Below are 20,610 nucleotides of genomic sequence, written 5' to 3' on the forward strand. Positions count from 1 at the left end.
GACGGCAAGAGAGCGTGTCTGTAATCTACTGAACCTACATATTCAATTGCGACCAGCCATTAGGCATTCGACAGTCGAGCCATCGCTTGACCGGCCAATGCGGCATGGGTCTCGGCCAGCAAATGCGGAATTTTCTCGGCGTGGGGGCTGCGGCGTAGGCATTCGGTTAGATCTACCTGACTCAGGTTCTCGGCCTTTTCGCCGGGGAACCAGTGGCCCGCGTTGCCTAGCATGTTGTAGCGGGCCTTGGCGTAATCTTCCATATCAAACGCGAGCAGCAAGTTGCGCAGCCGCAAAATAGCGGGGATATTGATGTTGCCAGGGGTGTCGTCGGGGCTGGGCAGACCAATTTTCCAGGTGCGCAGCCAGTCTTCGCCCAGTACGGTTTGGGCGTGGCGGTGCAGGCAATCGAGCACTGGTTTGAGGTACAAATCTGCGTCCTCTAGCAGTGGCAAGGTCTTGAGGTGTTCGTCAAAATCGGTAGGGCGCGCCGCTCCGATGCTAAGGGTGTGCACCTGGGGATGGCTGAGGCAAAACAGATCGTTGAACACCATCGGGCTGAGCGGATTGCACAATTCCACTAGCTTTGCGGGGGGGCTGTAGAGGTGGCCCCCTTTATCGGACGGGCTAATGATGAAGACGCCGACATCGTGGCGTTGGGCGGTGTCGATCGCAGCCCAATTATCCTGGTTGACGTAGTACCAGTGCAGGTTCACGTAGTCAAACTCACCGGAGGCGATCGCCTGCTGAATCACCGCTGTCGGTGCATGGGTCGAAAAGCCAATAAACCGCACCCGCCCCTGCCGCTGAAACTCGCGGGCCACATCCATGCAGCCGCCGGGGCGCAGAGTCCAGTCTAAAATTTCGGCGGTGTTGATGCCATGGAGGCCGAGCAAATCAACGGTGTCCAACCGCAGGTTAGCCAGCGATTGAGTCAGGTTTTGGCGAAACTCGGTGGGGTCAGCCGTGGGGGAGACTTTGGTCTGCACAATCAGGCTCTCTCGCTCTAACCCCGGCAAAATCTGGCCCAACTGAATTTCAGATGTGCCGTAGCCCCGCGCGGTTTCAATATGGTTAATGCCTACTTCCAGCGCCCGGCGAATTGTGGCCTCTAGATTCTCCTGATTCTGGCGAGGAATATCGGTTGGCGGTACATCTTTCCATGAGTGCTGATACCGCATGCCACCGCAGGAAAATACGGGCATCTGAAGCTCAGTGCGACCAAAGCGGCGGTACTGCATAGGAGAATTCACAAAAGAGCAAAGGGCTATCCCTCACGGTAGTCAAGGGATTGCTGGTTGTAAAGGTTCGCTTGAGGCAGGGGTGAGAAGAGAGGAGGTTGTAGGAATGCTCAGCCCGTTGAACGATAACGTAACTACAGCAACTAAAGCGTTCTACTAATTTAGCAGGAGGAGCAGATAGACCTTTAGCACGAGCCTCTCTACAGCTATGGGGGCAGATTGATCAAGAGTGCATTTTAATGACCCCTTTGAGAGATAAGAAACCATTTTCATTTCGCAACCATGTGTGCAGTAGAGGAGCAGACTTCTAATGCTCTTTCCAATGCTGTTCACCAAAAGAAATTCATGTTTTACCACAAGAAGCGCCTGCAATATTTCACTAAGCCTGAAAAGCCCGATCCAGTTTATGCAAAACAGTTACAAGAGCTGATTGGCGGGCCTTTTGGCGAAATGTCGGTGATGATGCAATACCTATTTCAAGGCTGGAACTGCCGAGGTCCTGCAAAATACAAAGACATGATGCTCGACATCGGCACCGAGGAAATTGGCCACGTTGAGATGTTGGCCAATATGATTGCTCATTTAGTTGACAAAGCCCCTGCGGATGTTCAAGAAAAATCCGCTTTGGACCCCATTGTAGAAGGGGTAATGGGTGGTATGAAAACCGAAGATATCATCATGTCTAGCATGAACCCCAAACATGCCATCGTGGCTGGCGGTGGTGCGCTGCCCGCCGACAGCACAGGCTATCCCTGGAACGGAAACTACATCGTGGCCTCGGGCAACCTGATGGCTGACTTTTACTCCAACGTGCAGGCTGAAGCTCAGGGCCGTCTCCAGGCCGTGCGCCTGTATGAAATGTCTACCGACCCCGGCGTCAAAGACACCTTGAGCTACATGATTGCCCGCGATACCATGCACCAAAATCAGTGGCTAGCGGCGATCGAAGAACTCAAGGCCGATGGCTTAGAAGACGTGCCGGTACCCAGCCGATTCTCGCGATCGCAGGAGAAGCAGGACGTCTCTTACCAATTCTGGAATTTGTCAGAAGGCACCGAAAGCGAGCAGGGGCGTTGGGCCAAAGGCCCCAGCCCTGACGGCAAAGGTGAGTTTGAGTATCTGGAAAATCCAGAACCCCAAGGTCCTGAGGGTGAGGCTCCGATTCCCAATCCCAAACTTTACTCCACGCCTAAAAAGTAGGGTTTCTTAAAGTAGGGTTTCTTGACGCTCAATCGTAAGTATTGCTGAACGTTGCACCCTGCGGCGCGCCGACGCGCCGCAGGGTGCAACTGTGCTGTTAGATTGTGCAATTGAAGACTCTGGCAATACCTACCTAAATCCGGCAGGCGAACGGAACAAAGCACCAGGATAATCAGCAACATACTCTGCATTGCCTCAATCGAAGCTGTTTGCAAAATGCCTACGAGCCCAAGGTGAGGTTTGAGGTAGTGGGCACGCCGTTTTTGGAACAGTTCTATGCGATCGCCATGTCCGAGGGTAGCCCCTTACCGCACCCCAGCCAATCAGACATTCTGACCCTGCGCAAGAACGGCACTACAACGAAACCTATGGCAGGTGGTTTGGCCTGAGGGATGCTAAGCCACTGCTGCTTAAGCTCTGTGGACGTTAGCGGCGATTTTTTGAGATTTATCGTTTGCTCTTGAGTTAGGGATGCTGGGCGATCGCCCAGCATCCCTGACCTCAGTCGGAACCCGCAAACAGAAGCCCTAGGTTCGCTTTACAGCTTGCGAACGCTAGCCTGACCGTCTTTGACTTCGCCCACCAACACTTCGGTGGCCACGCCCACAAAAAGGCCGTTGTCGAGCACTCCGGGGATGTTGTTGATGGTCTTTTCTAACCCTGCAGGGTCGTCGATCGCATCAAATTTCACGTCTAAAATCATGTTGCCCTGGTCGGTGATGACGGGACCGTCTTTTTTAATGCCCATGCGCAAGTCGGGCTTGCCGCCGAGGGCTTCCAAAGCCTTAGAGACAGGGGTAACGGCCAACGGCATGACTTCAACGGGCAGCGCGAAGGTTGTGCCCAGTTTATCCACTAGCTTCGAGCTATCGACAACGACGATAAATTCTTTGGCGAGGGAATCAACGATTTTCTCGCGGGTGTGGGCAGCGCCACCTCCCTTCACCAGGTTCATTTGAGGGTCAACTTCGTCGGCCCCATCAATAGCCAAAGCAATCTCGTCGCCTTCGTCAAGCGTGGTGAGGGGAATGCCGTACTGCTTAGCCAGCACCGACGCCTGAAAGGAGGTGGGCACGCCCTTGATGTTGCTAATTTCGCCGCTGGCCAGCCGCTCGCCAATGAACTGGATGGCATAGGCGGTAGTTGACCCAGTACCTAGGCCTACCACGGTGTTTGACTGCACCCGCGCTGCCGCCTGGCGCCCCACTTCCTGCTTCATCAACTTGACAGGATCCATCTCGGTCATGGCTCTAGTTCCTCTTGCAAATCACTGCGTTTTCGGGATCTAGCATGACCTAAAGCGGGGCGGCTGCATAGGGAGGGTGGGTGGGTGGGTAGAGGGGTAGATGGGTGGGGGATGTTCCAATTTGTTGGGGTTCTTGATGCTTGGAAGGGGGTGATCCGCTTTGAAGCGGGAGCCTCTAGCTCGCTAACATCGTAGAGTGGGTAGTGCCCACCATCCTCAATTGGGCTTTGTGCTGTGCCTCAACCTCCGACGTTACTCAGCAGTTTGTCTTCTGGCCTCAGCGAGGCGGGCTACCAGCGCTTTTGGCACTGGCGGGGCTGGCGCATTCGCTACTGGTTTCACCCTGGGCCAGGAGATGCAGCGGTGCCGCCAGTGTTGTTAATTCACGGGTTTGGGGCCAACCTTAACCAGTGGCGACACAACCTGCCGGCCCTGAGACGGGTGGCTCCGGTGTATGCCATTGACCTGCTGGGTTTTGGCGATTCTGAGAAGGCGGCGACGCTCTACGGCGCAGAGCTGTGGGCGGCGCAGGTGGCAGATTTCATTCGTCAGGTAATTGGTCAGCCAGTGGCGCTGTTGGGCCATTCACTCGGGGCATTGATAGCGCTGACGGCTGCCCACAACCATCCCGACTGGGTGAAGCAGCTGGCGCTGATTACCCTGCCGCTGGAGGCCAACCGCGAGGATCTGGTGGCGGGCTGGGTAGCGACTCTGGCACTGCGGGTCGAGAGTTGGGTGGCCAACCCGCTGCTGATGCGATCGCTCTTTGCTCTGGTACGTCGCCCTAGCATTTTGCGGCGAGCGCTGGCGGGCATCTACACAGTGGCTGAACGGGTGGACGATGACCTAGTGAATTTATTTGCGCTGCCCCCCAACGATCGCGGTGCGGCCCGAACGCTGTGTTATCTGGTGCGATCGCGCACCGATTCCAGCTTTAGCCCCTCGGTCAAAGACATGGTCGCCACGCTGCCGGTACCCACGCTGCTGCTTTGGGGCGACCAAGACCGCGTCATTCCTGTAGCGCTGGCCGTAGGGTTAACGGCCCTAAACCCGCAGCTTTCCCTAGAGGTGGTGCCTGACGGTGGCCACTGCCTCTATGACGAATCCGACGTTGACTTCAACGCCCGCATACAGGCGTGGCTGAGGGAAGCAGGCCCATCTTTGCAGCAGTCCTAAGATTACCTAGGGCAGCGACACCGGCCCTGCCGAACGCCCCTGCTCTTGGGGCAGCGCTCGCTTTTTGCGCCACTTACGAATCGCCTGGGCCTCTCGTTGAATGGGGGTTAGGTAGGCATCGCTGGACAGATCAGCAGACTGATCGCCAAATTCGTCAGGCGGGTGCTGACGCGTATTCATGCAGCCAGCCAGCACGTCGAGGTGGGGCTCTAGTTCTAGGGCGCGCTCTAGCTCGTCGACGGTGGTGTAGCGATCCTGGGAGTCGGGCAGCAGCATGCGATCGAGCACCATGGTCAAGTGGGGGCTGACGGTGACCGTGTGGTGCCAGCGAATCACCCCGCTGTGGGGATCTTGGTCAAACTCGATAGGGGTGCGGGCGGTGAGCAGATACAGGCAAGTCATGCCCAGGGCGTAGACGTCGCTGGCGTAGCAGGGGCGCAGGGCTAGCTGCTCGGGCGGGGCAAAGCCAGGGGTGCCGACAAACTGGGTGGCCGGAGCCTGCATCGAGCCTTGCTCCTCCACGTCGGAAAGGAATTCGCGCACGGCCCCAAAGTCAATCAGCACCAGGCGGCGATCGCGCTCACTGCGAATAATATTGGGGGGCTTAATGTCGCGGTGAATGATGCGATTGCGGTGAATGAACTTCACCACCGGAATAATTTCGCGCAGAAAATATTTGACCTGGGCCTCGGTCAGCCGTCCGGCGCGACGTACCTCTTGGGCCAGGGTTTCGCCGTGCACGTACTCCTGCACCAGGTAAAACTCGCCCCCGGTGGTGAAGTAGTCAAGCAGCTGTGGAATCTGCGAATGGCTGCCAAGATTAGCCAAAGCCCGAGCCTCGCGGCGAAACCGCACCTTGGCGCGCTCTAGGGATAGCTCACTGCCCGCCTTGGGGCAGAGTTGCTTAATCACGCAGTAGGGTTCCCCCGGCAGGGTGGCGTTTTGAGCGAGATAGGTAACGCCAAAGCCGCCCTGACCCAGCTTTTTCAGCACGCGGTAGCGATCGCGAAACAGCCGATGCGACTGGTAATAGTGGCGAATTTCAGAATTGGCTGCCCGGTCGAGGGCTTGGCCCGGTGAATTGACCATATATGCTTGTCCTGGCCTCAAAAGAGGGGAAGATGCCTGTTTCCCGGTTCAATAATGAGCCAACCGAGCCGTAGCCCAATGGCAGCTAAAAATGCGCAGGAACACAAAACGCTAGTACATCCAGAGCTAACCGCAGTGCAGGGTTATCCACTACCTTAGCAATTCTCCCAACAATACTTAGAAACTTAATAGTTGAGTGGCGGCAATACTACATTAGTAGCAACGATTAAAAATTAGGGTATCACGACAGGCCAGCTCTACTCAGCTATAGGTCTCATCTCTATCCAAAGGCGGATTTTTCCTCCGGAAGGATTTGGCTCCTGTATTAATTTGGGCGATGCAAGGACATTTTTTTACGCATTGTCCTTTAGGTGCATGCCCCAAAGCGGCCTCGCCGCAACGGTTGTAGCACTTCCAGAGATCTGACGCCAACGGACCCCTCTCCTGCCTAGCCTCTAAAGTTTTCTTAAAACCCCAAGTCGGCGCGGGCCATTTCTGAGGCTTTAAACACCACCTCGTCAGGCAGCTCTTCCCAGGCAGTAGCTCCTACTTGAGTATAAAAAGTGCTGTCATAGGGACGGGTGCGCACCACCACGGGCATGGGCACCGCATGGCCCAGCACCAGCGCCTGCTGCTTAGAGTCGAGCTTGGCCAGCACCGATCGCAGGCTCTGTCCCCCCGACACGCCGGTAAAGATGGCGTCGATATCTTTCTCGTCGTTGAGCAGGGCGGTAATGCGGGTGCCGATCTGCGACATCACCTCGTTGTCAATGCCCGAGGGCCGCTGGTCAACCACTAGCAAGGTGACAAAATATTTGCGCATTTCCCGAGCGATGGTGCCAAAGATGGTCTGTCGGGCGGTGGCCGGGTCGAGAAAGCGGTGAGCCTCTTCGATAGTGATCATCAGCTGGCGGGGTCGGTCCACCACGTTCTTAGTCTGCAAGAAGCGATCGGCCTTTTTGACGTAGCTGGCGTGAATGCGCCGGGCGATTACGTTGGTGGCCAGCATGTAAGCTAGCATGTTCGACTGAGAGCCAAACTCCACCACCACATGCTTGCCCTCGTCGATGGCCGCGAGAATCTGGGTGATGTAGTTGGTGCCGCTGGCCGCCTTCATATATTTAATGTCGGCCAGCCGCGTCAGCTTGCGCTGCAGCGCCATGATCGACGACTTGCTACCCATCTTGGTCTCGCAGAATTCCTGAATTTCCTCGTTGGTCATGGTCAGCAGACGGTTGATCCAGGCCTTGCCAAACTCGTTGCGCAGAATGATGGCGTTTTCCAGGCTGGCCTCCGATAGATTCAGCTCGCCCCGCACCAGATTCAGGTCTTCCACATCGATCTGGTCAAAGCTGATGTATAGCTCCTGGGCATCGCGCACGCCGCGTCGCTGGGTAGCCTCGGGATCGAGGGTAAACATCTGCACCTGGCCGGGAAACAGCTGCCTTAACCCCTTGACAGTGCTAAACTGCTTGCCCTCGCTAACGGCCTCCCAGCCGTACTCTGAGTGCATATCAAAGATTAAATTCACTGCCGCCTGCCGCTGAATAATGCCCGCTAGCAGCAGCCGGGTGAGAAACGATTTGCCCGTGCCCGACTTACCAAAGATGCCGTTGCTGCGCTCCACAAAGCGATCGAGATCCAGACAGACTGGCACCTCCATATCGATGGGTTGACCGATCGCAAAGTTCCGCCGATGGGGGTCGTCTTCCCAGCCAAAGATGATGCGAAAGTCGCGATCGCTGGCGTCATACACCTGACTAAAGTGGGCCGGAATCGTCTTTACCGGCAGCAGTTCCACGTCAGCGCTACTCTGCACCTCCATCGACCCGTAGCTGCTGTCAACCCCTTTTTTCTTTGCTTTCCCCTTACTCCCTACTCCTTCACCCTCCTGCTGCGTAAACATCAGCATCGGTGTCAGGTTGATCGTGCCGTAAGTGCCCGTCCCGGCCAGCACCTCCTGCAAAAACAGGTTTGACGGCTCCGGCGGGTGGGCCAGAATGCGCTGGCTCCCGGTGCCTAGGGTGACGTCGGTGAGCATGCAAAAGAACTGCGATCGCTGCCCCTGCACCACCAGAAACTTGCCCACCCGCATGTCTTCTACCGAAATATCGGGGTGCAGGCGCACCTCTAGCCCCTGGCTCAGCGAACCTTGGATGACCGACCCCAGCGGCTGACTCATCCCCATCAGGCAGTCCTCGTACGGTATGGTGTTGGCCCTAAGGGCCTAGAGTAGAGCGCCAGCGGCACACAACATGCCTTAGAGTTGGGTTCCACTTTGTTTCACCCAACCTACGCAAGCCTTCAGTTTTCTGTTGACAGCGCTTTCGCCCCGTCAACTCCGCCAATTCTAATACACTTGTCCTGGTTGGCTCAACTTTGATCAAAAATGTCCTGGGCTACCGAGTTCGATAGCTCAGGACAAAATCGCAACCAAGACACGGCAAGTCCAAAGAGTAGAGTCAAACCTAAATCAAGCCTTTAAAACTGGATGCCGACGCCGCCCTGCACCGAGATAGCCATATTGTTACCTTGGCGGTAGGCATCAAAGGCAAAAATAGCGTTGCCAAAGGCGACTAAGTTGCTATTGGGAAACAGATGGTCAATGCCCGGCTGAACGACAAAAGCTGTCTTGTCACCCACAATAGAGGGGTCATCGCCGCCGCCGCCGACAAACGAGGCCCCGGCTCCCACATACACATCGGTATTCCAGCTCAGCGGCACGTCGTAGGAAACGGTGGGCACAAACGCAAAGTCACCGCCAAAAATAAAGCCCTGGGCCCGCAGCGAAACCGGATATTGCAACAGGCGATAGCGGCCAGAGATTACGCCTTGTACACCGCCACCTTGACCGGTAGCCGCGTCGCTGGTTAAGCCTATGCCGGCCCCGATGCCGACATAGCTACCGTAGGCTACCTGGGCCTCGGCGGCCTCTGGAGCGATCGCCGCACCCGTAGCGGTAGTGGTCACTGCTAGCAGAGCAGCCCCTGCCGTACGCCCCATCCAACGCCCTAAGCTTTTCATGGAGTTACTCCTCAACCCTTCAAACGATTGTGTGTTGGCTGACTGTGCGGGCTTACCGATGCCGACCCGAACCCATGGCTGTAGGGCGATTTTGGCCCTTATACCCTTAGTCTGCCGATAAGCTTACTGCATGGTTCAGATTTCGACACACCAAATTTTCCTAGTCGGTAAGATTGTTAAGGAGAAATCCGAGGCCAGGGGCAGAGGTCTCCGCTAGAGAAGCAGCACATCGACGAAAATGGCGTGTCCATCTACCGCAAATGGCTTGTTTGAGCACCAAGTCTATATAGCTTAAGTGAAGGAACCAACGGGAGGACTCAGGCTCAATGGCAGACGGGTATTCTGAGGTTAACTAGCTGACAACTAACACTGCGATCGCTGTGATGAACGATTCCAAAGCCCTCTTTGACTACTGGCACAGCAAAGTACGCCTCAAAAATCTGAGCATTGTCTCTTCCCCTGGCCATGTTGAAACCCATCGTCTGCGCCACGATTGCACCAACTACGACAACCTCCGCGCCAGCCGCGAAGTCGCGCTGCTAGACGAGCTAGAACGCAGTCAGGTCATTGCCGTCATCAAATACCAGTGCACAGCCCAGGTGCTTCAACGGCGGGCAGGCTTTCTCAACAGCCACATCGCAGAGCTTCAGAGCGAAGTTCAAGATCTCGCCCATACCAAGGGCAAGTTTCAAAAGATTATCCAAGCGCTGCAGGAAATCATCTTCGGTAAGGATCAAGATATTCAGGCGCTGCAAAACCGCATCTCTATTCTGGAGACAGAAAACGAGACCTTAAGAGCCGAAACTGAGCAGGCCAAAGCGTATAGCGAGCTTCTCCAAGAGTTTGAAACCCTCAAGAAAGAATTTGGGAAAGTCGCTAAGCGCAAGCAAGAACTTGCCAAAAACAATCAGAGTCTTGGCGGTCGAGTAAGCCATACCAACCGCTTCCGGAACGAGCGCGACGCAGCGCGGGCGGCGGCAGAAGAGCTGCGCCAAAAGCTGGCTCAGGTTACAGACCAGAACCAACAACTCCACAGCGAAAACGAGGCGCTAAAGTCAGAACTCTCTCAGCTCCGTCAGCAGACCAAGCTAGGCATTGTAGAAATTAGCCGCAATGGGAATTAACGACTTAAAGGCTAGAACCTATGAGTTAGCCGGTGTGACTACTACCCGGCAGCTCAAAGCTAAATACGCGGCGATTGCTCAACTCAACCTCCGCCTCAAAGCCTCCTGGAAAGAAGCGATCGCCGTTCTACAGACGAACCCAGCCAGCAATAGCACCCCAGCCAAAGCCATCGCCGAGTTAAGAGCTGAGGTTTATACGCTGGCCCAGGTCTCCACAACTCAGCAGCTCAAAACTAAGTACGAGCATCTAAGGGCACTTAACTTCAGCTTCAAAACGTCCTGGGAAAAGGCTCTCATCCTCTTGAGTGCCAACCAACAGGACTTTCGAGCCTGGCTGGCCAGCCCGCCCGAAGAGTATAAGGCCCTATTTGCCGAAATTGAAACAGTTTCCGATGGCTTTAACTCCAAGCTGGAGAAGGCCAAACAGTTGGGACAAGAAGCTCGGGCGATGGCCATCAGCCTTGAACAGCTAGCTGAGGAATCCCAAGAGGAAGCAGAACAGCTGCGGCAAGAGGCCGAAACTGCCCACCAGATTGCTCAGCAGGCGAATCTCAACTAGCTGAAACCCGCAATCAGCCCGTATTGCGCATCCCTGCTGCGATGCCGTTGATGGTGAGCAGCGCCCCTCGCAGCAGTTCGCCCTGGCTGTAGCGCGATCGAATCACCCCCGTTGCCGCCTGGTCTTTGTACTGGCGCAGGCGTTTTAGCAGGGCCACCTGCAAAAAGCCCAGAGGCACGATGGTGCCGTTGCGCAAGTAGACCGATCGCTGCAAATCGGGGTCACCGTCGAGCAGGCGCTCGCAGTCAGTAATCCGTAGCACCATGTCACGGGTCAAGTAAAACTCTTGGGAAATGGTGCTAAACAGATCCAAAAACCGCTCTTTGTCTTCGGGGGTGGTGAGTTCGCGCACGTAGTGCTCAGCAATTTGTAGATCGACCTTAGCCAGGGTCATCTCCACCTTGGAGATCACCATCTTAAAGAAGGGCCACTTGCTGTAGAAGTAGCGCAGCACCTTGAGGTGTTCTTCCGGCGCTTCATCCACAAACTCTTGCAGAGCCGTGCCTACCCCGTACCAGGAAGGCAGCAAAAACCGGGCTTGGGTCCAGCTAAACACCCAGGGAATTGCCCGCAGACTGCCGAGGTCTTTTTTGCCTCCCCGGCGAGACGGACGCGAGCTGATCTGGAGCTGGCTAATTTCCTGAATGGGAGTGACTTGGTGGAAGAAGTTGACCAGATCGGGCTGTTCGTAGATCAGCTGACGGTAGTGGCTGCGGGAGCGAGTGGCCAGCTCCTCCATGGTCTCGTTCCAGGGCTGAATGTCGTCAACGCTGTTGCTCAGCAGGCTGGCCTGAATGACGGCAGTGGTCACCGTCTCCAGGTTGTAGAGAGCCAGGTCAGAGAGGTTGTACTTAGAAGCCAGCACCTCGCCCTGCTCGGTGATTTTAATGCGGCCTTTGATGCTGCGGCCCGGCTGGGCCAAAATCGCCTCGTAGGCGGGGCCGCCGCCGCGCCCTACCGAGCCGCCGCGTCCGTGGAAGATCCGCAGGGAAACGCCGTAGCGATCGGCGGTGGTCTGAAGCGCTTGCTGGGCCTTATGAATTTCCCAGTTGCTGCTGAGAAAGCCGGAGTCTTTGTTGCTGTCGGAGTAGCCCAGCATCACCTCTTGCAGGGGCACCGCCCGAGGGGTGGCCACGCTGCCGGGGCCTTCGTCGGCGGGCTGCTTGGCTTGGCCTTCTAGCAGGTTGCGATACAGCGACAACTGAAACAGCTCCTCCATCACCGCCGGGGCGCGCTGGAGGTCTTCGACGGTCTCAAACAGGGGCACTGGCTGAAGACTGCTCAGCTCAGCGCTGGGGTCGTAGAGACCCGCCTCCTTGGCCAACAGCAGCACCTCTAGCAGGTCGCTGACGGTGTGGCTCATGCTGATTACGTAGCTGCCGCAAATATCGGGGCCAAACTCCTGGTGAAGCTGGCGCACCATGTGCAGAGTAGCGATGGTCTCGCGAGTTTTGGCAGAGAAGGGCAGCTCGCGGGGGGTGAGGGGGCGGCGGGTGGTGAGTTCGCTGACCAGCCAGGCAATTTTGTCGGCCTCGGGCAGCTCGCTATAGGGCTGAGGCAAAACTTGCAGGTACTCGGCGATCTCGTCGAGGGCGTCGGAGTGGCGGGTGCTCTCTTGCCGCAGGTCAAGCTGGGCCAGGTTAAAGCCAAAGATTTCGACTTGGCAGATCAAGGTGTTGAGGTCTTGGCAATTAAGGCCAGTGGCTTCTAAGTTGCGCTGAATCAGCCGCAGCTCGGCCAGAAACTCGTGGCCGTAGCGGTAGATTGGCAAGCCGCTGGAGTCGTTGGAGTGGTCAGCAAAGGGGTCGCTTTGGTAGAGGCGCTGACTGCGATCGCAGGTATTCTTCAGCCGCTGTTTGATGTAGGCCAGCTTGAGGCGGTAGGGCTCTTGACGGTAGCGAATGGCCAGCTCGTCGTAGATGTCAGCCATTTTGACCTGATCTTGCTCCAGCGATTCGAGCAGCTCAGGCAGAACCTCACTCCAGTGCAGGGAGAGGCTGAGCAGTTCGACCAGGCGATCGACGGAGGCCATGTACTTGTTGAGCACCAGGTTGCGCTGGTAGCAGGCAGTCTTCCAAGTAACCTCGGGGGTAACGGAGGGGTTGCCGTCGCGATCGGCCCCTACCCAGGAGCCAAACCGGCAAAAGCGGTGGCGGGGCGGGTCGAGCTCCGGGAAGGTAGTGGCGATCGCCCGCTCAAACCGCTGGTATAGCTGAGGCAGGGCATCAAACAGCACCACGTTGAAGTAGTGCAGGGTGTAGTCAACTTCGTCGAGCACCGAGGGCTTAAACTGGTGCAGCTCGTCGGTGCGCCACCAGAGGCGAATTTCTTCGGTGAGCTGTTCTTTGAGTTCTTCGATCTCCCAAGAAGAGGTCAAGCCCAGGGTTTGGGCGCTCTCTTCGGCCTGATCCATCTGACGCAAAATGCTGGCAATCCGCCGCTGCTTGTCGCGGATCGTGTGGCGCACAATTTCGGTGGGGTGGGCGGTAAACACCAGCCGCACATCGAGCTGATCGATCAGGTTTTGGATTACCTGGGGCGGCACGTTCAACCGCTTGAGGGTGGGGAACAGCCAGTGGAAGGTGCCCGCCTCTTTGCGGCTGCTGGGGGGGTCGGCAATGCTGCGGGTCAGCAGGTCAGCCTGGAAGAGGTTGTTCGACTCGCTGTCGCTGCCGCTATTGCCGAAAATTGACTGACCAATGCGCTGGGCCAGCTCCGAGGTTTCGTAGGCGGCCCGATACTGCTGCTGCTGATCGCGCTGCTCGTAGTGCTGCTCAACGATGTTAATCAGCTGAAAGTAGAGGGCAAAGGCTCGCGAGGCCCGAATGGCGTCTTCAAGATCGAGGGCTTCAACCACATCGACGACGGCTTTAACCCGAGCCTCGGCGGCAGTGGGGGCCTGCCCATCAGGGGAGCACATGCGCCGCAGCTGCTGGAGTAGTTTTAGGAGTTCAGGGCCACAGGCGTGCTCCAGGACGTTTTCCCATAGGTCTTCGACCACGCGCAGCCGGTGGCGCAGCAGCAAATCTTGCCACGAGGACTGATCATCCACCGCTGCGGGCAAGCTAGCCGAGTCAGTCTGAGCTGCGGGCCGGGCATCCCCGGAGGAGTGGAGCGTTGAACTCATGGGTATGACAGCAGAGAGAACGGGGATATCGCAAAGATTCTATAGGATTACCCTGACCGGAAGAAGTTTGTCCAGATGAACAAATTGAAATCGTTACAGCGTTATCAGCGCTTACCAAAGCTGTCAAACCCTTCTCTGGCAAGGGTTTTCGAGAGAGCAAAAACCCTGGCAAAACAGACCTAACTCTCCGATGCGGGGGTTGCGATATCGGGTGCACCTAGCGGCATTTTTAAGTTGGGCAGGCGATCGCCCGCGAAGAGCTGCTCGCTGACTAGACCCAGCTGGGTCAGCCCATCGGCCAGGGCACGGGTCACCAAAATACCGAGCAGCACCGGGGGCACCAGCAGACCCACCGCCACCTCGGCAGACTGACGGTTAACTGGGGCAGAATCAGAACGGCGCGACGAGGTCATAGGATAATCACAAGTTGGGGCACAAATGGGGAAAAAATCTAGGGTCAAAGCCGACTCTGAAAGCGCCGCTAGAGGGGTCTTGGGAAGCGATCGCCCAAGCGTACCGTCGGCGCAATTGATCACTAATATATTAGACAAGGGGCCTTACGCTTGACTAGGCAGCCTTGGCCAGGGCGTCCCTGTCATCTCCCCATTGTTGAACCAGGTTGTTGAGCAGGTAGGATGGGGCAAGTAGGATGGGGTCAATGGCTGAGCACCCCTGGGCTGACCCAGTTTTGAAATTGCCCTAAAAGAAATCGGCTGATTGGCGCTGGAGTTGGTATAAATTAAACCGACTGCGCCACGGCCAGGCGCTGTCTCACAATTCGGGAGTGTGGCCCTAGCCTAGCCGTTACCCTGACCCCCTATGCCTGTGTCTTTATCCAACCCCACCCTTAGCCCCAACTCACCAACAGCCACCGTGTTGGGCTGGCTGAAGCAGGCCATGGGGTTGCCCACGGCGGAGCTGCACATCAAGCTGCGGGGCAACATTCTCCACGTACTCTGCGAGACCCCGGCGGCGCTAGATCAGTCGGCGGTGCTGCTCAAGCTGGTGCGATCGCTGATTGAGGGCGGCGACGACCTGGTGCGCCAGCACTACCCCCAGGTGTATCAGCTTTACGTCTACAGTCGGCTAGAGGGCAACCCCACCCCTGAATGGACGGCCCCCATCTATCTCAACCGGTTAGAGCGCCACCTAGCCCAGCTGGTGCTCGAAAACCAGGACGAGGCCGATATCAAGGCCACCCACTCGCTGCTGGAGAAATATAACCAGGGTCAGTCGGCCCGAGGGGTTGAGGGCGGCAGTGGGGCGATCGTACTGTCGAACCTGAGCCTGGCCCGCAAGGGCGACCCCGAGGCGATCGCCTGGTATCTGAGCGAGACCCTCAGCAGCCTCGACGTTGGGGTGTGGGTCAGCATTAAGGCCATACCCGGCACCGCCCACCTGCACCGGATGGCGATTCCCGTCGGACTGGCGTCGCGCATCGCTGGCGACGATGGCGAAACCACGGCAGACGACCCAGCGGGCACCGACACGACTATCTCTCGGCTGTGGATTCTCTGCGAAGCTACTTATAGTCCCGACCCCTCGCTGATTGCCCACCCCACGGCGGAACGGCTGCGGCAGCTTCAGCTCACCCAGTTTAAGGATGCGGTGCTGCTGCTCCAGGTGCGGGGCGAAACCAAGCCCGACTGGAGCCTGCGCATCGACCTCACCCCGCCCGAGGAAATGCTGCGGGAGTGGGGCCGCTGGGGCGACACTGATGCGATCGCGCGTCTGCTTTCAGCGGCGGTGGCCAGCTGGCATCTGGGCGTCACCGCCGAGCTGACCAACGGCACCCTGCACCTGATCTGCTCACCCCAAAGCGGTGACCACGATACCCAGCAGGCCGAGGGGCTAGCGGCCCAGGAGGCCGTGCTCGAAGCCCTAACAACGCCCCTCAACGACCTCGCTCCCCAAGGCATTCCCCGGGCCGTGATCTACGGCCAAGCCGGGGCCAACGCTACCCCCGCCTGGGTGCAGTACCTCGACCTGCCCGCCGCCGAGCACAGCGCCCTGGCTGACACCCCCGAGTACTTGGGCCAGACCGGCGACCTGCCCGCGATCGCCTTCCTGCTCACCCGGCTGCTCAATCCCAGCCTCGACGACCGCCTGGCCACGGGCGGCCAGCGGGTGCAGCTGCTGCGCCGCGATGGGCTGCTGCACGTCATGGTCGACGGCCCGGTGGCCCCTCGCCGCCGTTTGGTGGCCCCACCCATCAACGACTACTTGCACTCCCTCAGCCCCATGGGCATCGAGGGAGTGCGGATTTATGGGCGGCGATCGGGGCAGTCGCAGCCCGCCTGGACCTTTGGCCAAGACTTTTTGGCCCGCCGCCGCTTGGTGCCCGAGGCCACCCCAGAGTTCACCGCCTCTGACTCCTACGTCAACGAGCTGCTGGTGCGGCCCGACGGCCCCGTCACCGCCGCCGAAGTCGAAGCCGAGCTAGAGGAAGACGTTGCCCTCAGCCAGTGGGTGCAAGACGTGTTGGCCCAAGGCCGCCACCTGCTGCTGCGATCGCAGCTGCTGACCAGCGCCACCCCCGACTTGGGCGACGGTGTTGAGAGCCTAGACAACCTGGGCCGCTCCGACGGGTTCAAAATTGCCGTCGTGTGGGCGGCAGTAGGGGTCCTCGTCGCCCTTCAGGTGGACTGGCTGCTGGGGCAGATTATCACCCCGCCGAGCCAGCAGGCCAAGGCCGAAGACATCGCCCCCGCTTTAACCGAGGCTCCTCCGGCGGGTGACCCCTTGGCGGAAGATCTGGCCGAGCTTGACTGGCCCGGTTCTCAAAACAGCGACAACGGCTGGGGCGAAGGGGGCTTTACCAGCGATTCCAACGGCGACACCGCTGGGGCGCTCGACACCAGCCCCAGCCAGCCCATCGTCGCCATCAATGACCTGGTCGAGCAGGCGTCGTTCTCCAGTTTTAACAGCGACCAGATGAACGAAAAGCTAGCGCTTTACTACCAGCGCCTAGAGCAGTCTGGCCCTCCCGACGTGATGATCGTGGGTAGCTCCCGCGCCCTGCGGGGGGTTGACCCCGTAGCCCTGCGCCAGGAGCTAGCCACCATCGGCTATGACAATGTCAGCATCTTCAACTTCGGCATTAACGGGGCCACCGCCCAGGTGGTTGACCTGGTGATTCGCCAGGTGCTAGAGCCTGACCAGCTGCCCCAGCTGATTATCTGGGCCGACGGGGCGCGGGCCTTTAACAGTGGCCGAGTCGATGCCACCTACAATGCCATTGCAGCCTCCCCCGGCTACCGCGAGGTGGCCAACCGGCGAGCCGAGGAGCTGGAGGCCGTCGCCACCCCCGGTGACCCCACGGCCCCGGGTAGCCCCGAAACTTCAGCTGGGTCGTTGCCCAAGAGCTACGCCGCTATGGATGAGTGGCTCAGCGGTCGGCTGGCTACGGTCTCGGCGGTGTATGCCGATCGCGAGCGGCTCAAGGGCTGGTTTCAGCAGCGGCTGATGGTCGCCACCCCCACCCCCCCTGGCTCCAGCGAAGAGGGCCTTGATGCCGCCATGCCCGAGGGCAGCACCATCGACTTCGACGGCTTTTTGGCCCTCTCGGTGCGGTTTAACCCCGCCACCTACTACCAAGACTTCGCTCGAGTTTCGGGTCGCTACGACGGCGACTACGACAGCTTTCGCCTCGAGGGCCAGCAGGTCGATGCCTTTGCCAATCTGCTCAGCTTTACCCAGGAGCAGGATATTCCCATCGTGTTCATCAACACCCCGCTCACCGATGAATACCTTGACGACTACCGGCGAGATGCCGAGGCCGAGTTCTTGCAGCACATGCTCAAGCTCTCCACCACCGAGACCGGGTTTCTCTTTCGCGACTTTGCCCAGCTCTGGCCCGATCGCTACGACTACTTCTCAGACCCCAGCCACCTGAACCGCTACGGCGCCTATCAGGTCTCTAGCCAGCTGGGCCAAGACCCGCTAATTGCCTGGCCCCGACCCGCCGCTCCCCCTGCTCCCCCCGCCCTGCCATGACCCTGCCCTCCCTGGTCTACGCCCTGTTTTTGCTCAGCGTCGTCGGCGTGTTTTGGACGCTGGAGTCATTGCAGGCGCGGTTGTGGCTGCTGGTGGTGGCCAGCCTAATCTTCTACGCCTCGATTCAGGTGCAGTATCTGCTGCTGATGGTGGCGGTGCTAATCGTGACGTTTTTGGTGGGCAATGCGATCGCCGCTCCCCTCGACTGGCGCATTCCCAACCCCCGATGGCAACTGGCTGAACGGGGCTGGAACCAGCGCCGCACTCAGCTGCTGTGGCTGGGAGTGGGCATCAACGTGGCGCTGCTGCTGGGGTTTAAGTATGCCGAAGGGCTGTTTCGCTGGCTGGGCATTGAGCTGGGCACTGCCCCCGACGACACCCTTACCCGCATCATCATGCCCCTGGGGTTGAGCTTCTTTGTCTTTGAGTGCATTGCCTACCTGGTGGACGTGTATCGGGGCTCGCCAGCGGCGCTCAACTTCTCTGACTTTGCCGCCTACAAGCTCTACTTCCCGAAGCTGATCTCTGGCCCCATCACCCGGTTTCACCCCTTTATCGACCAGGTCGAGCAGCAGAAGCCGCCGGGCCTCAACACCGCCGTCGAGGGGCTGTGGCTGATCGCCTATGGGGCGATGAAAAAGCTGCTGATTGCCGACCACATCGCCATTTTGGTCAACCTCAGCTTTGACAACCTGGAGCGGGCGGGTAGCGCCGACATCTGGCTGGCCACGTTTGCCTACGGTCTTCAGCTCTACCTTGACTTCAGCGCCTACGTCAACATTGCCCGCGGTAGCGCCCTGCTGATGGGCATCAACCTGCCCCAAAACTTCGACGCCCCCTACTTCACCACCAGCCTGGCCGACTTTTGGCGGCGCTGGCACATCACCCTGGGCGACTGGCTGCGCAATTACCTCTACTTTCCCCTGGGCGGGTCGCGGCGGGGGCTGGTGCGCACCTGCATCAACCTGATGGCGGTGATGCTAATTGCGGGGGTCTGGCACGGCAACAACTGGGGCTTTTTAATCTGGGGCGGCCTGCATGGGGCGGGTCTGGTGATCCACCGGCTGAGCCTAGCCTGGGGCAAAGCGGTACCCAAACTCAAGGCGTTTTGGGGCACGCTGCCGGGGACGGGGCTGGGCTGGCTGCTCACCCAGGGGCTAGTGTTCTTTAGCTGGCTGTTCTTTCGGCTGCCCGAGCCCGATCGCTACACTTTGGCACTACAGCGGCTCTGGGGCACTCCGTCAGACGCGCAGTTTAGTCAGCTGGTCTATTTAGAATCGCTGGGCTTTACCTTTACGCAACTGCTGCTGCTGCTCTGTAGCGTGGTGGTGCTGATGGCGGGGGCCTACGTGGTCAAGCGGGGGCTCAAGCTAGAGCTGAGCTGGCCGGTAAAGCTGCTACTGGTGCCGTTGTTTAGCGTGCTGGCCTGGCTGCTGGCCCCGGCGGAGACGTTGCCGTATATTTATTTCGACTTCTAGGCTGGTGGGGAGTGGAGAGGTTGGAGGGTGGGAGAGTTGGATGGTGGGAGGGTGAAGTTGATGCCACTCGCCAAGGTTGAGAGGAGTTGGAACTGTCCTACCCAGAGCTGATGGATTTACCGGCTGATCAGCCAATTTTGTATACGTCGCGGTTGGTGCTGCGGCCGTTTGCGCTGGCGGATGTGGCGGCGGTGGTGGCGCTGGCGGGCGATCGCGCCGTTGCTGAATACACGCTCTCGATTCCTCACCCCTACAGCGAGGCCGAGGCGGAGGAGTGGATTAACCAGCGGCCAGCGGCTTGGGCAGAGAAGAAAGCGATCAACTACGCTGTTGTGCTGCCTGACGGCGATCTCTGCGGTTCGGTGGGGTTGGGCTTATACCCGGCTTACAACATGGCAGAGCTGGGCTATTGGATAGGAAAGCCTTACTGGGGTCAGGGCTATGCAACGGAAGCTGGGGCTGCTGTTGTGGATTTTGGGTTTAGCGCCCTGGGGCTGAACCGCATTAATGCTATACGTTTTGGCGACAACCTGGCCTCGGGCCGGGTGCTGGAAAAGCTGGGGATGGCGCAGGAGGGCTATCGGCGGCGGCAAACGCCGAAGTGGGGGGTGTATCGCGATGTGGCTCTCTACGGTCTGCTACGAGAGGATTGGGAGAAAGGCAGGGATAGTTGACGCGAACGTAGGGGCGAATGGCATTCGCCCTGCAGGGTATCTGGTTGGGTGGCCCTAGACTGGGTGGGGCAAACGGCGTTTGCCCCTACGGGGTGGCGGTTGATGAATTCAGGTGGATTTGCCACTACATTGCGGCTTCGGCGGGGGCTTTTTTGCGGGGCTGGCGATCGAATCGCTGGCCCAATTCTTCAACCAGGGTGTCAAGGCCGCTGCCGTCGCCGTGGGCTTTGGCGTGGCGGTAGACCTGAAGGGCGGCGGTAAAGGCGTCGCTGCCGACGGCGGCGAGGGTATCGTCGAGGTCGGCCTGGAGCTGGGCGATCGCCATGGCTAGCGGGTAGATAGTCTCAAACAGATCTACGTCGCGCTGGAGTTCGGCGATGTCGAAGGAGCGGGGCAAGAAGTCGGGGTGCTGAACGGCGACATCGAGGGCTTTTTGCACGAAGGCGCGGCTTTTGTCGCCCATTTTGGGCATGGAGCGTTTGACTTTGGGGGCGACGTCGATGATGAAGGGGAGCTTGGCGCGGATGGCTGAAATCGCGCCCATGATCTCGTCGCGGGCTTGCGGGGAGAGGGTGGCGCTAATGTAGTTGCTGGTCATAAGGTAGGTGCCTCTCAAGATGGTTTTCCCAAGATTCCCAGCCGCAAATACAAAATCTTTATAGAGATTAGAATTTCT

At 58.5% G+C, this 20,610-nt stretch carries 16 protein-coding genes; 8 read left to right on the forward strand and 8 right to left on the reverse strand.

The annotated features are described in order from the left end of the window. Positions 1-59: 59 nt before the first annotated feature. Positions 60-1,241, reverse strand: a complete 1,182-nt coding sequence (locus tag NC979_RS17325; protein ID WP_190519631.1) for an aldo/keto reductase — start codon at positions 1,239-1,241, stop codon at positions 60-62. A 282-nt stretch (positions 1,242-1,523) separates the two neighbouring features. On the opposite strand from NC979_RS17325, the gene NC979_RS17330 reads away from it, so the two are divergent. Next, positions 1,524-2,441, forward strand: a complete 918-nt coding sequence (locus NC979_RS17330) for a manganese catalase (RefSeq protein ID WP_431191077.1) — start codon at positions 1,524-1,526, stop codon at positions 2,439-2,441. 209 nt (positions 2,442-2,650) lie between these two features. Next, positions 2,651-2,830 carry a type 2 periplasmic-binding domain-containing protein gene (locus tag NC979_RS17335; RefSeq protein ID WP_190519166.1) on the forward strand — a complete coding sequence of 60 codons (180 nt, stop codon included), beginning with the start codon at positions 2,651-2,653 and terminating at the stop codon, positions 2,828-2,830. 149 nt (positions 2,831-2,979) lie between these two features. Here NC979_RS17335 and rpiA read toward each other — a convergent pair whose 3' ends face one another. Next, the gene (rpiA, locus tag NC979_RS17340; RefSeq protein ID WP_190519168.1) at positions 2,980-3,687 is read right to left on the reverse strand and encodes a ribose-5-phosphate isomerase RpiA; all 708 of its coding nucleotides are present in this window, start codon (positions 3,685-3,687) and stop codon (positions 2,980-2,982) included. A gap of 234 nt (positions 3,688-3,921) precedes the next feature. Here rpiA and NC979_RS17345 point away from each other — a divergent pair, with 234 nt between their 5' ends. Then, complete coding sequence (locus NC979_RS17345; RefSeq protein WP_347403933.1) at positions 3,922-4,863, forward strand: alpha/beta fold hydrolase; 942 nt, start codon at positions 3,922-3,924, stop codon at positions 4,861-4,863. A 6-nt stretch (positions 4,864-4,869) separates the two neighbouring features. Here NC979_RS17345 and NC979_RS17350 read toward each other — a convergent pair whose 3' ends face one another. From NC979_RS17350 to NC979_RS17360, 3 genes are all read right to left on the reverse strand, one after another. Then, positions 4,870-5,952: a serine/threonine-protein kinase gene (locus NC979_RS17350; protein WP_190519170.1), complete on the reverse strand. Its 1,083-nt coding sequence runs from the start codon at positions 5,950-5,952 to the stop codon at positions 4,870-4,872. 466 nt (positions 5,953-6,418) lie between these two features. Further along, positions 6,419-8,140 carry a helicase HerA domain-containing protein gene (locus NC979_RS17355; protein WP_190519179.1) on the reverse strand — a complete coding sequence of 574 codons (1,722 nt, stop codon included), beginning with the start codon at positions 8,138-8,140 and terminating at the stop codon, positions 6,419-6,421. Positions 8,141-8,433: 293 nt separating this feature from the next. Continuing rightward, a complete protein-coding gene (locus tag NC979_RS17360; protein ID WP_242024020.1) occupies positions 8,434-8,976 on the reverse strand; it encodes a hypothetical protein in 543 nt (180 codons plus the stop codon). Between the two features lie 383 nt (positions 8,977-9,359). Here NC979_RS17360 and NC979_RS17365 point away from each other — a divergent pair, with 383 nt between their 5' ends. Continuing rightward, entirely contained in the window at positions 9,360-10,100 is a 741-nt protein-coding gene (locus tag NC979_RS17365; protein ID WP_190519182.1) for a hypothetical protein, read from the forward strand. Next, a complete protein-coding gene (locus NC979_RS17370; protein WP_348253799.1) occupies positions 10,090-10,659 on the forward strand; it encodes a hypothetical protein in 570 nt (189 codons plus the stop codon). The genes NC979_RS17365 and NC979_RS17370 overlap by 11 nt, the downstream gene beginning before the upstream one ends. A 13-nt stretch (positions 10,660-10,672) precedes the next feature. On the opposite strand, the gene ppc is transcribed toward NC979_RS17370, so the two are convergent. Next, positions 10,673-13,786 (reverse strand): phosphoenolpyruvate carboxylase, encoded by a 3,114-nt coding sequence (gene ppc, locus NC979_RS17375; RefSeq protein ID WP_190519187.1) that lies wholly within the window; start codon positions 13,784-13,786, stop codon positions 10,673-10,675. Positions 13,787-13,965: 179 nt separating this feature from the next. Beyond that, positions 13,966-14,337: a hypothetical protein gene (locus tag NC979_RS17380; RefSeq protein WP_190519189.1), complete on the reverse strand. Its 372-nt coding sequence runs from the start codon at positions 14,335-14,337 to the stop codon at positions 13,966-13,968. Between the two features lie 268 nt (positions 14,338-14,605). Here NC979_RS17380 and NC979_RS17385 point away from each other — a divergent pair, with 268 nt between their 5' ends. The 3 genes from NC979_RS17385 (at position 14,606) to NC979_RS17395 (ending at position 19,934) form a co-directional block, all read left to right on the forward strand. Then, entirely contained in the window at positions 14,606-17,782 is a 3,177-nt protein-coding gene (locus tag NC979_RS17385) for a DUF1574 domain-containing protein (protein WP_190519191.1), read from the forward strand. Further along, positions 17,779-19,260 (forward strand): MBOAT family O-acyltransferase, encoded by a 1,482-nt coding sequence (locus tag NC979_RS17390; RefSeq protein WP_190519193.1) that lies wholly within the window; start codon positions 17,779-17,781, stop codon positions 19,258-19,260. Before NC979_RS17385 ends, NC979_RS17390 begins: the two co-directional genes overlap by 4 nt. A gap of 86 nt (positions 19,261-19,346) precedes the next feature. Further along, entirely contained in the window at positions 19,347-19,934 is a 588-nt protein-coding gene (locus tag NC979_RS17395) for a GNAT family N-acetyltransferase (RefSeq protein WP_199308841.1), read from the forward strand. A 124-nt stretch (positions 19,935-20,058) separates the two neighbouring features. Here the strand turns inward: NC979_RS17395 and NC979_RS17400 are convergent, their stop codons facing one another. Further along, on the reverse strand, positions 20,059-20,532 hold the full coding sequence (locus NC979_RS17400) for a hypothetical protein (protein WP_190519195.1): 474 nt from the start codon (positions 20,530-20,532) through the stop codon (positions 20,059-20,061). Between the last annotated feature and the right edge of the window lie 78 nt (positions 20,533-20,610).

It is taken from the genome of Leptolyngbya subtilissima AS-A7 (genome assembly GCF_039962255.1).
GTDB lineage: Bacteria > Cyanobacteriota > Cyanobacteriia > Phormidesmidales > Phormidesmidaceae > Nodosilinea.

Bases quoted from the DNA above. Each gene is read 5' to 3' on its own strand.
- NC979_RS17325 (WP_190519631.1), bottom strand. From the start codon at position 1,241: ATGCAGTACCGCCGCTTTGGTCGCACTGAGCTTCAGATGCCCGTATTT.
- NC979_RS17350 (WP_190519170.1), bottom strand. From the start codon at position 5,952: ATGGTCAATTCACCGGGCCAAGCCCTCGACCGGGCAGCCAATTCTGAA.
- NC979_RS17365 (WP_190519182.1), top strand. From the start codon at position 9,360: ATGAACGATTCCAAAGCCCTCTTTGACTACTGGCACAGCAAAGTACGC.
- NC979_RS17370 (WP_348253799.1), top strand. From the start codon at position 10,090: ATGGGAATTAACGACTTAAAGGCTAGAACCTATGAGTTAGCCGGTGTG.
- ppc (WP_190519187.1), bottom strand. From the start codon at position 13,786: ATGAGTTCAACGCTCCACTCCTCCGGGGATGCCCGGCCCGCAGCTCAG.
- NC979_RS17390 (WP_190519193.1), top strand. From the start codon at position 17,779: ATGACCCTGCCCTCCCTGGTCTACGCCCTGTTTTTGCTCAGCGTCGTC.
- NC979_RS17385 (WP_190519191.1), top strand. From the start codon at position 14,606: ATGCCTGTGTCTTTATCCAACCCCACCCTTAGCCCCAACTCACCAACA.
- NC979_RS17330 (WP_431191077.1), top strand. From the start codon at position 1,524: ATGTGTGCAGTAGAGGAGCAGACTTCTAATGCTCTTTCCAATGCTGTT.
- NC979_RS17360 (WP_242024020.1), bottom strand. From the start codon at position 8,976: ATGAAAAGCTTAGGGCGTTGGATGGGGCGTACGGCAGGGGCTGCTCTG.
- NC979_RS17400 (WP_190519195.1), bottom strand. From the start codon at position 20,532: ATGACCAGCAACTACATTAGCGCCACCCTCTCCCCGCAAGCCCGCGAC.
- rpiA (WP_190519168.1), bottom strand. From the start codon at position 3,687: ATGACCGAGATGGATCCTGTCAAGTTGATGAAGCAGGAAGTGGGGCGC.
- NC979_RS17355 (WP_190519179.1), bottom strand. From the start codon at position 8,140: ATGGGGATGAGTCAGCCGCTGGGGTCGGTCATCCAAGGTTCGCTGAGC.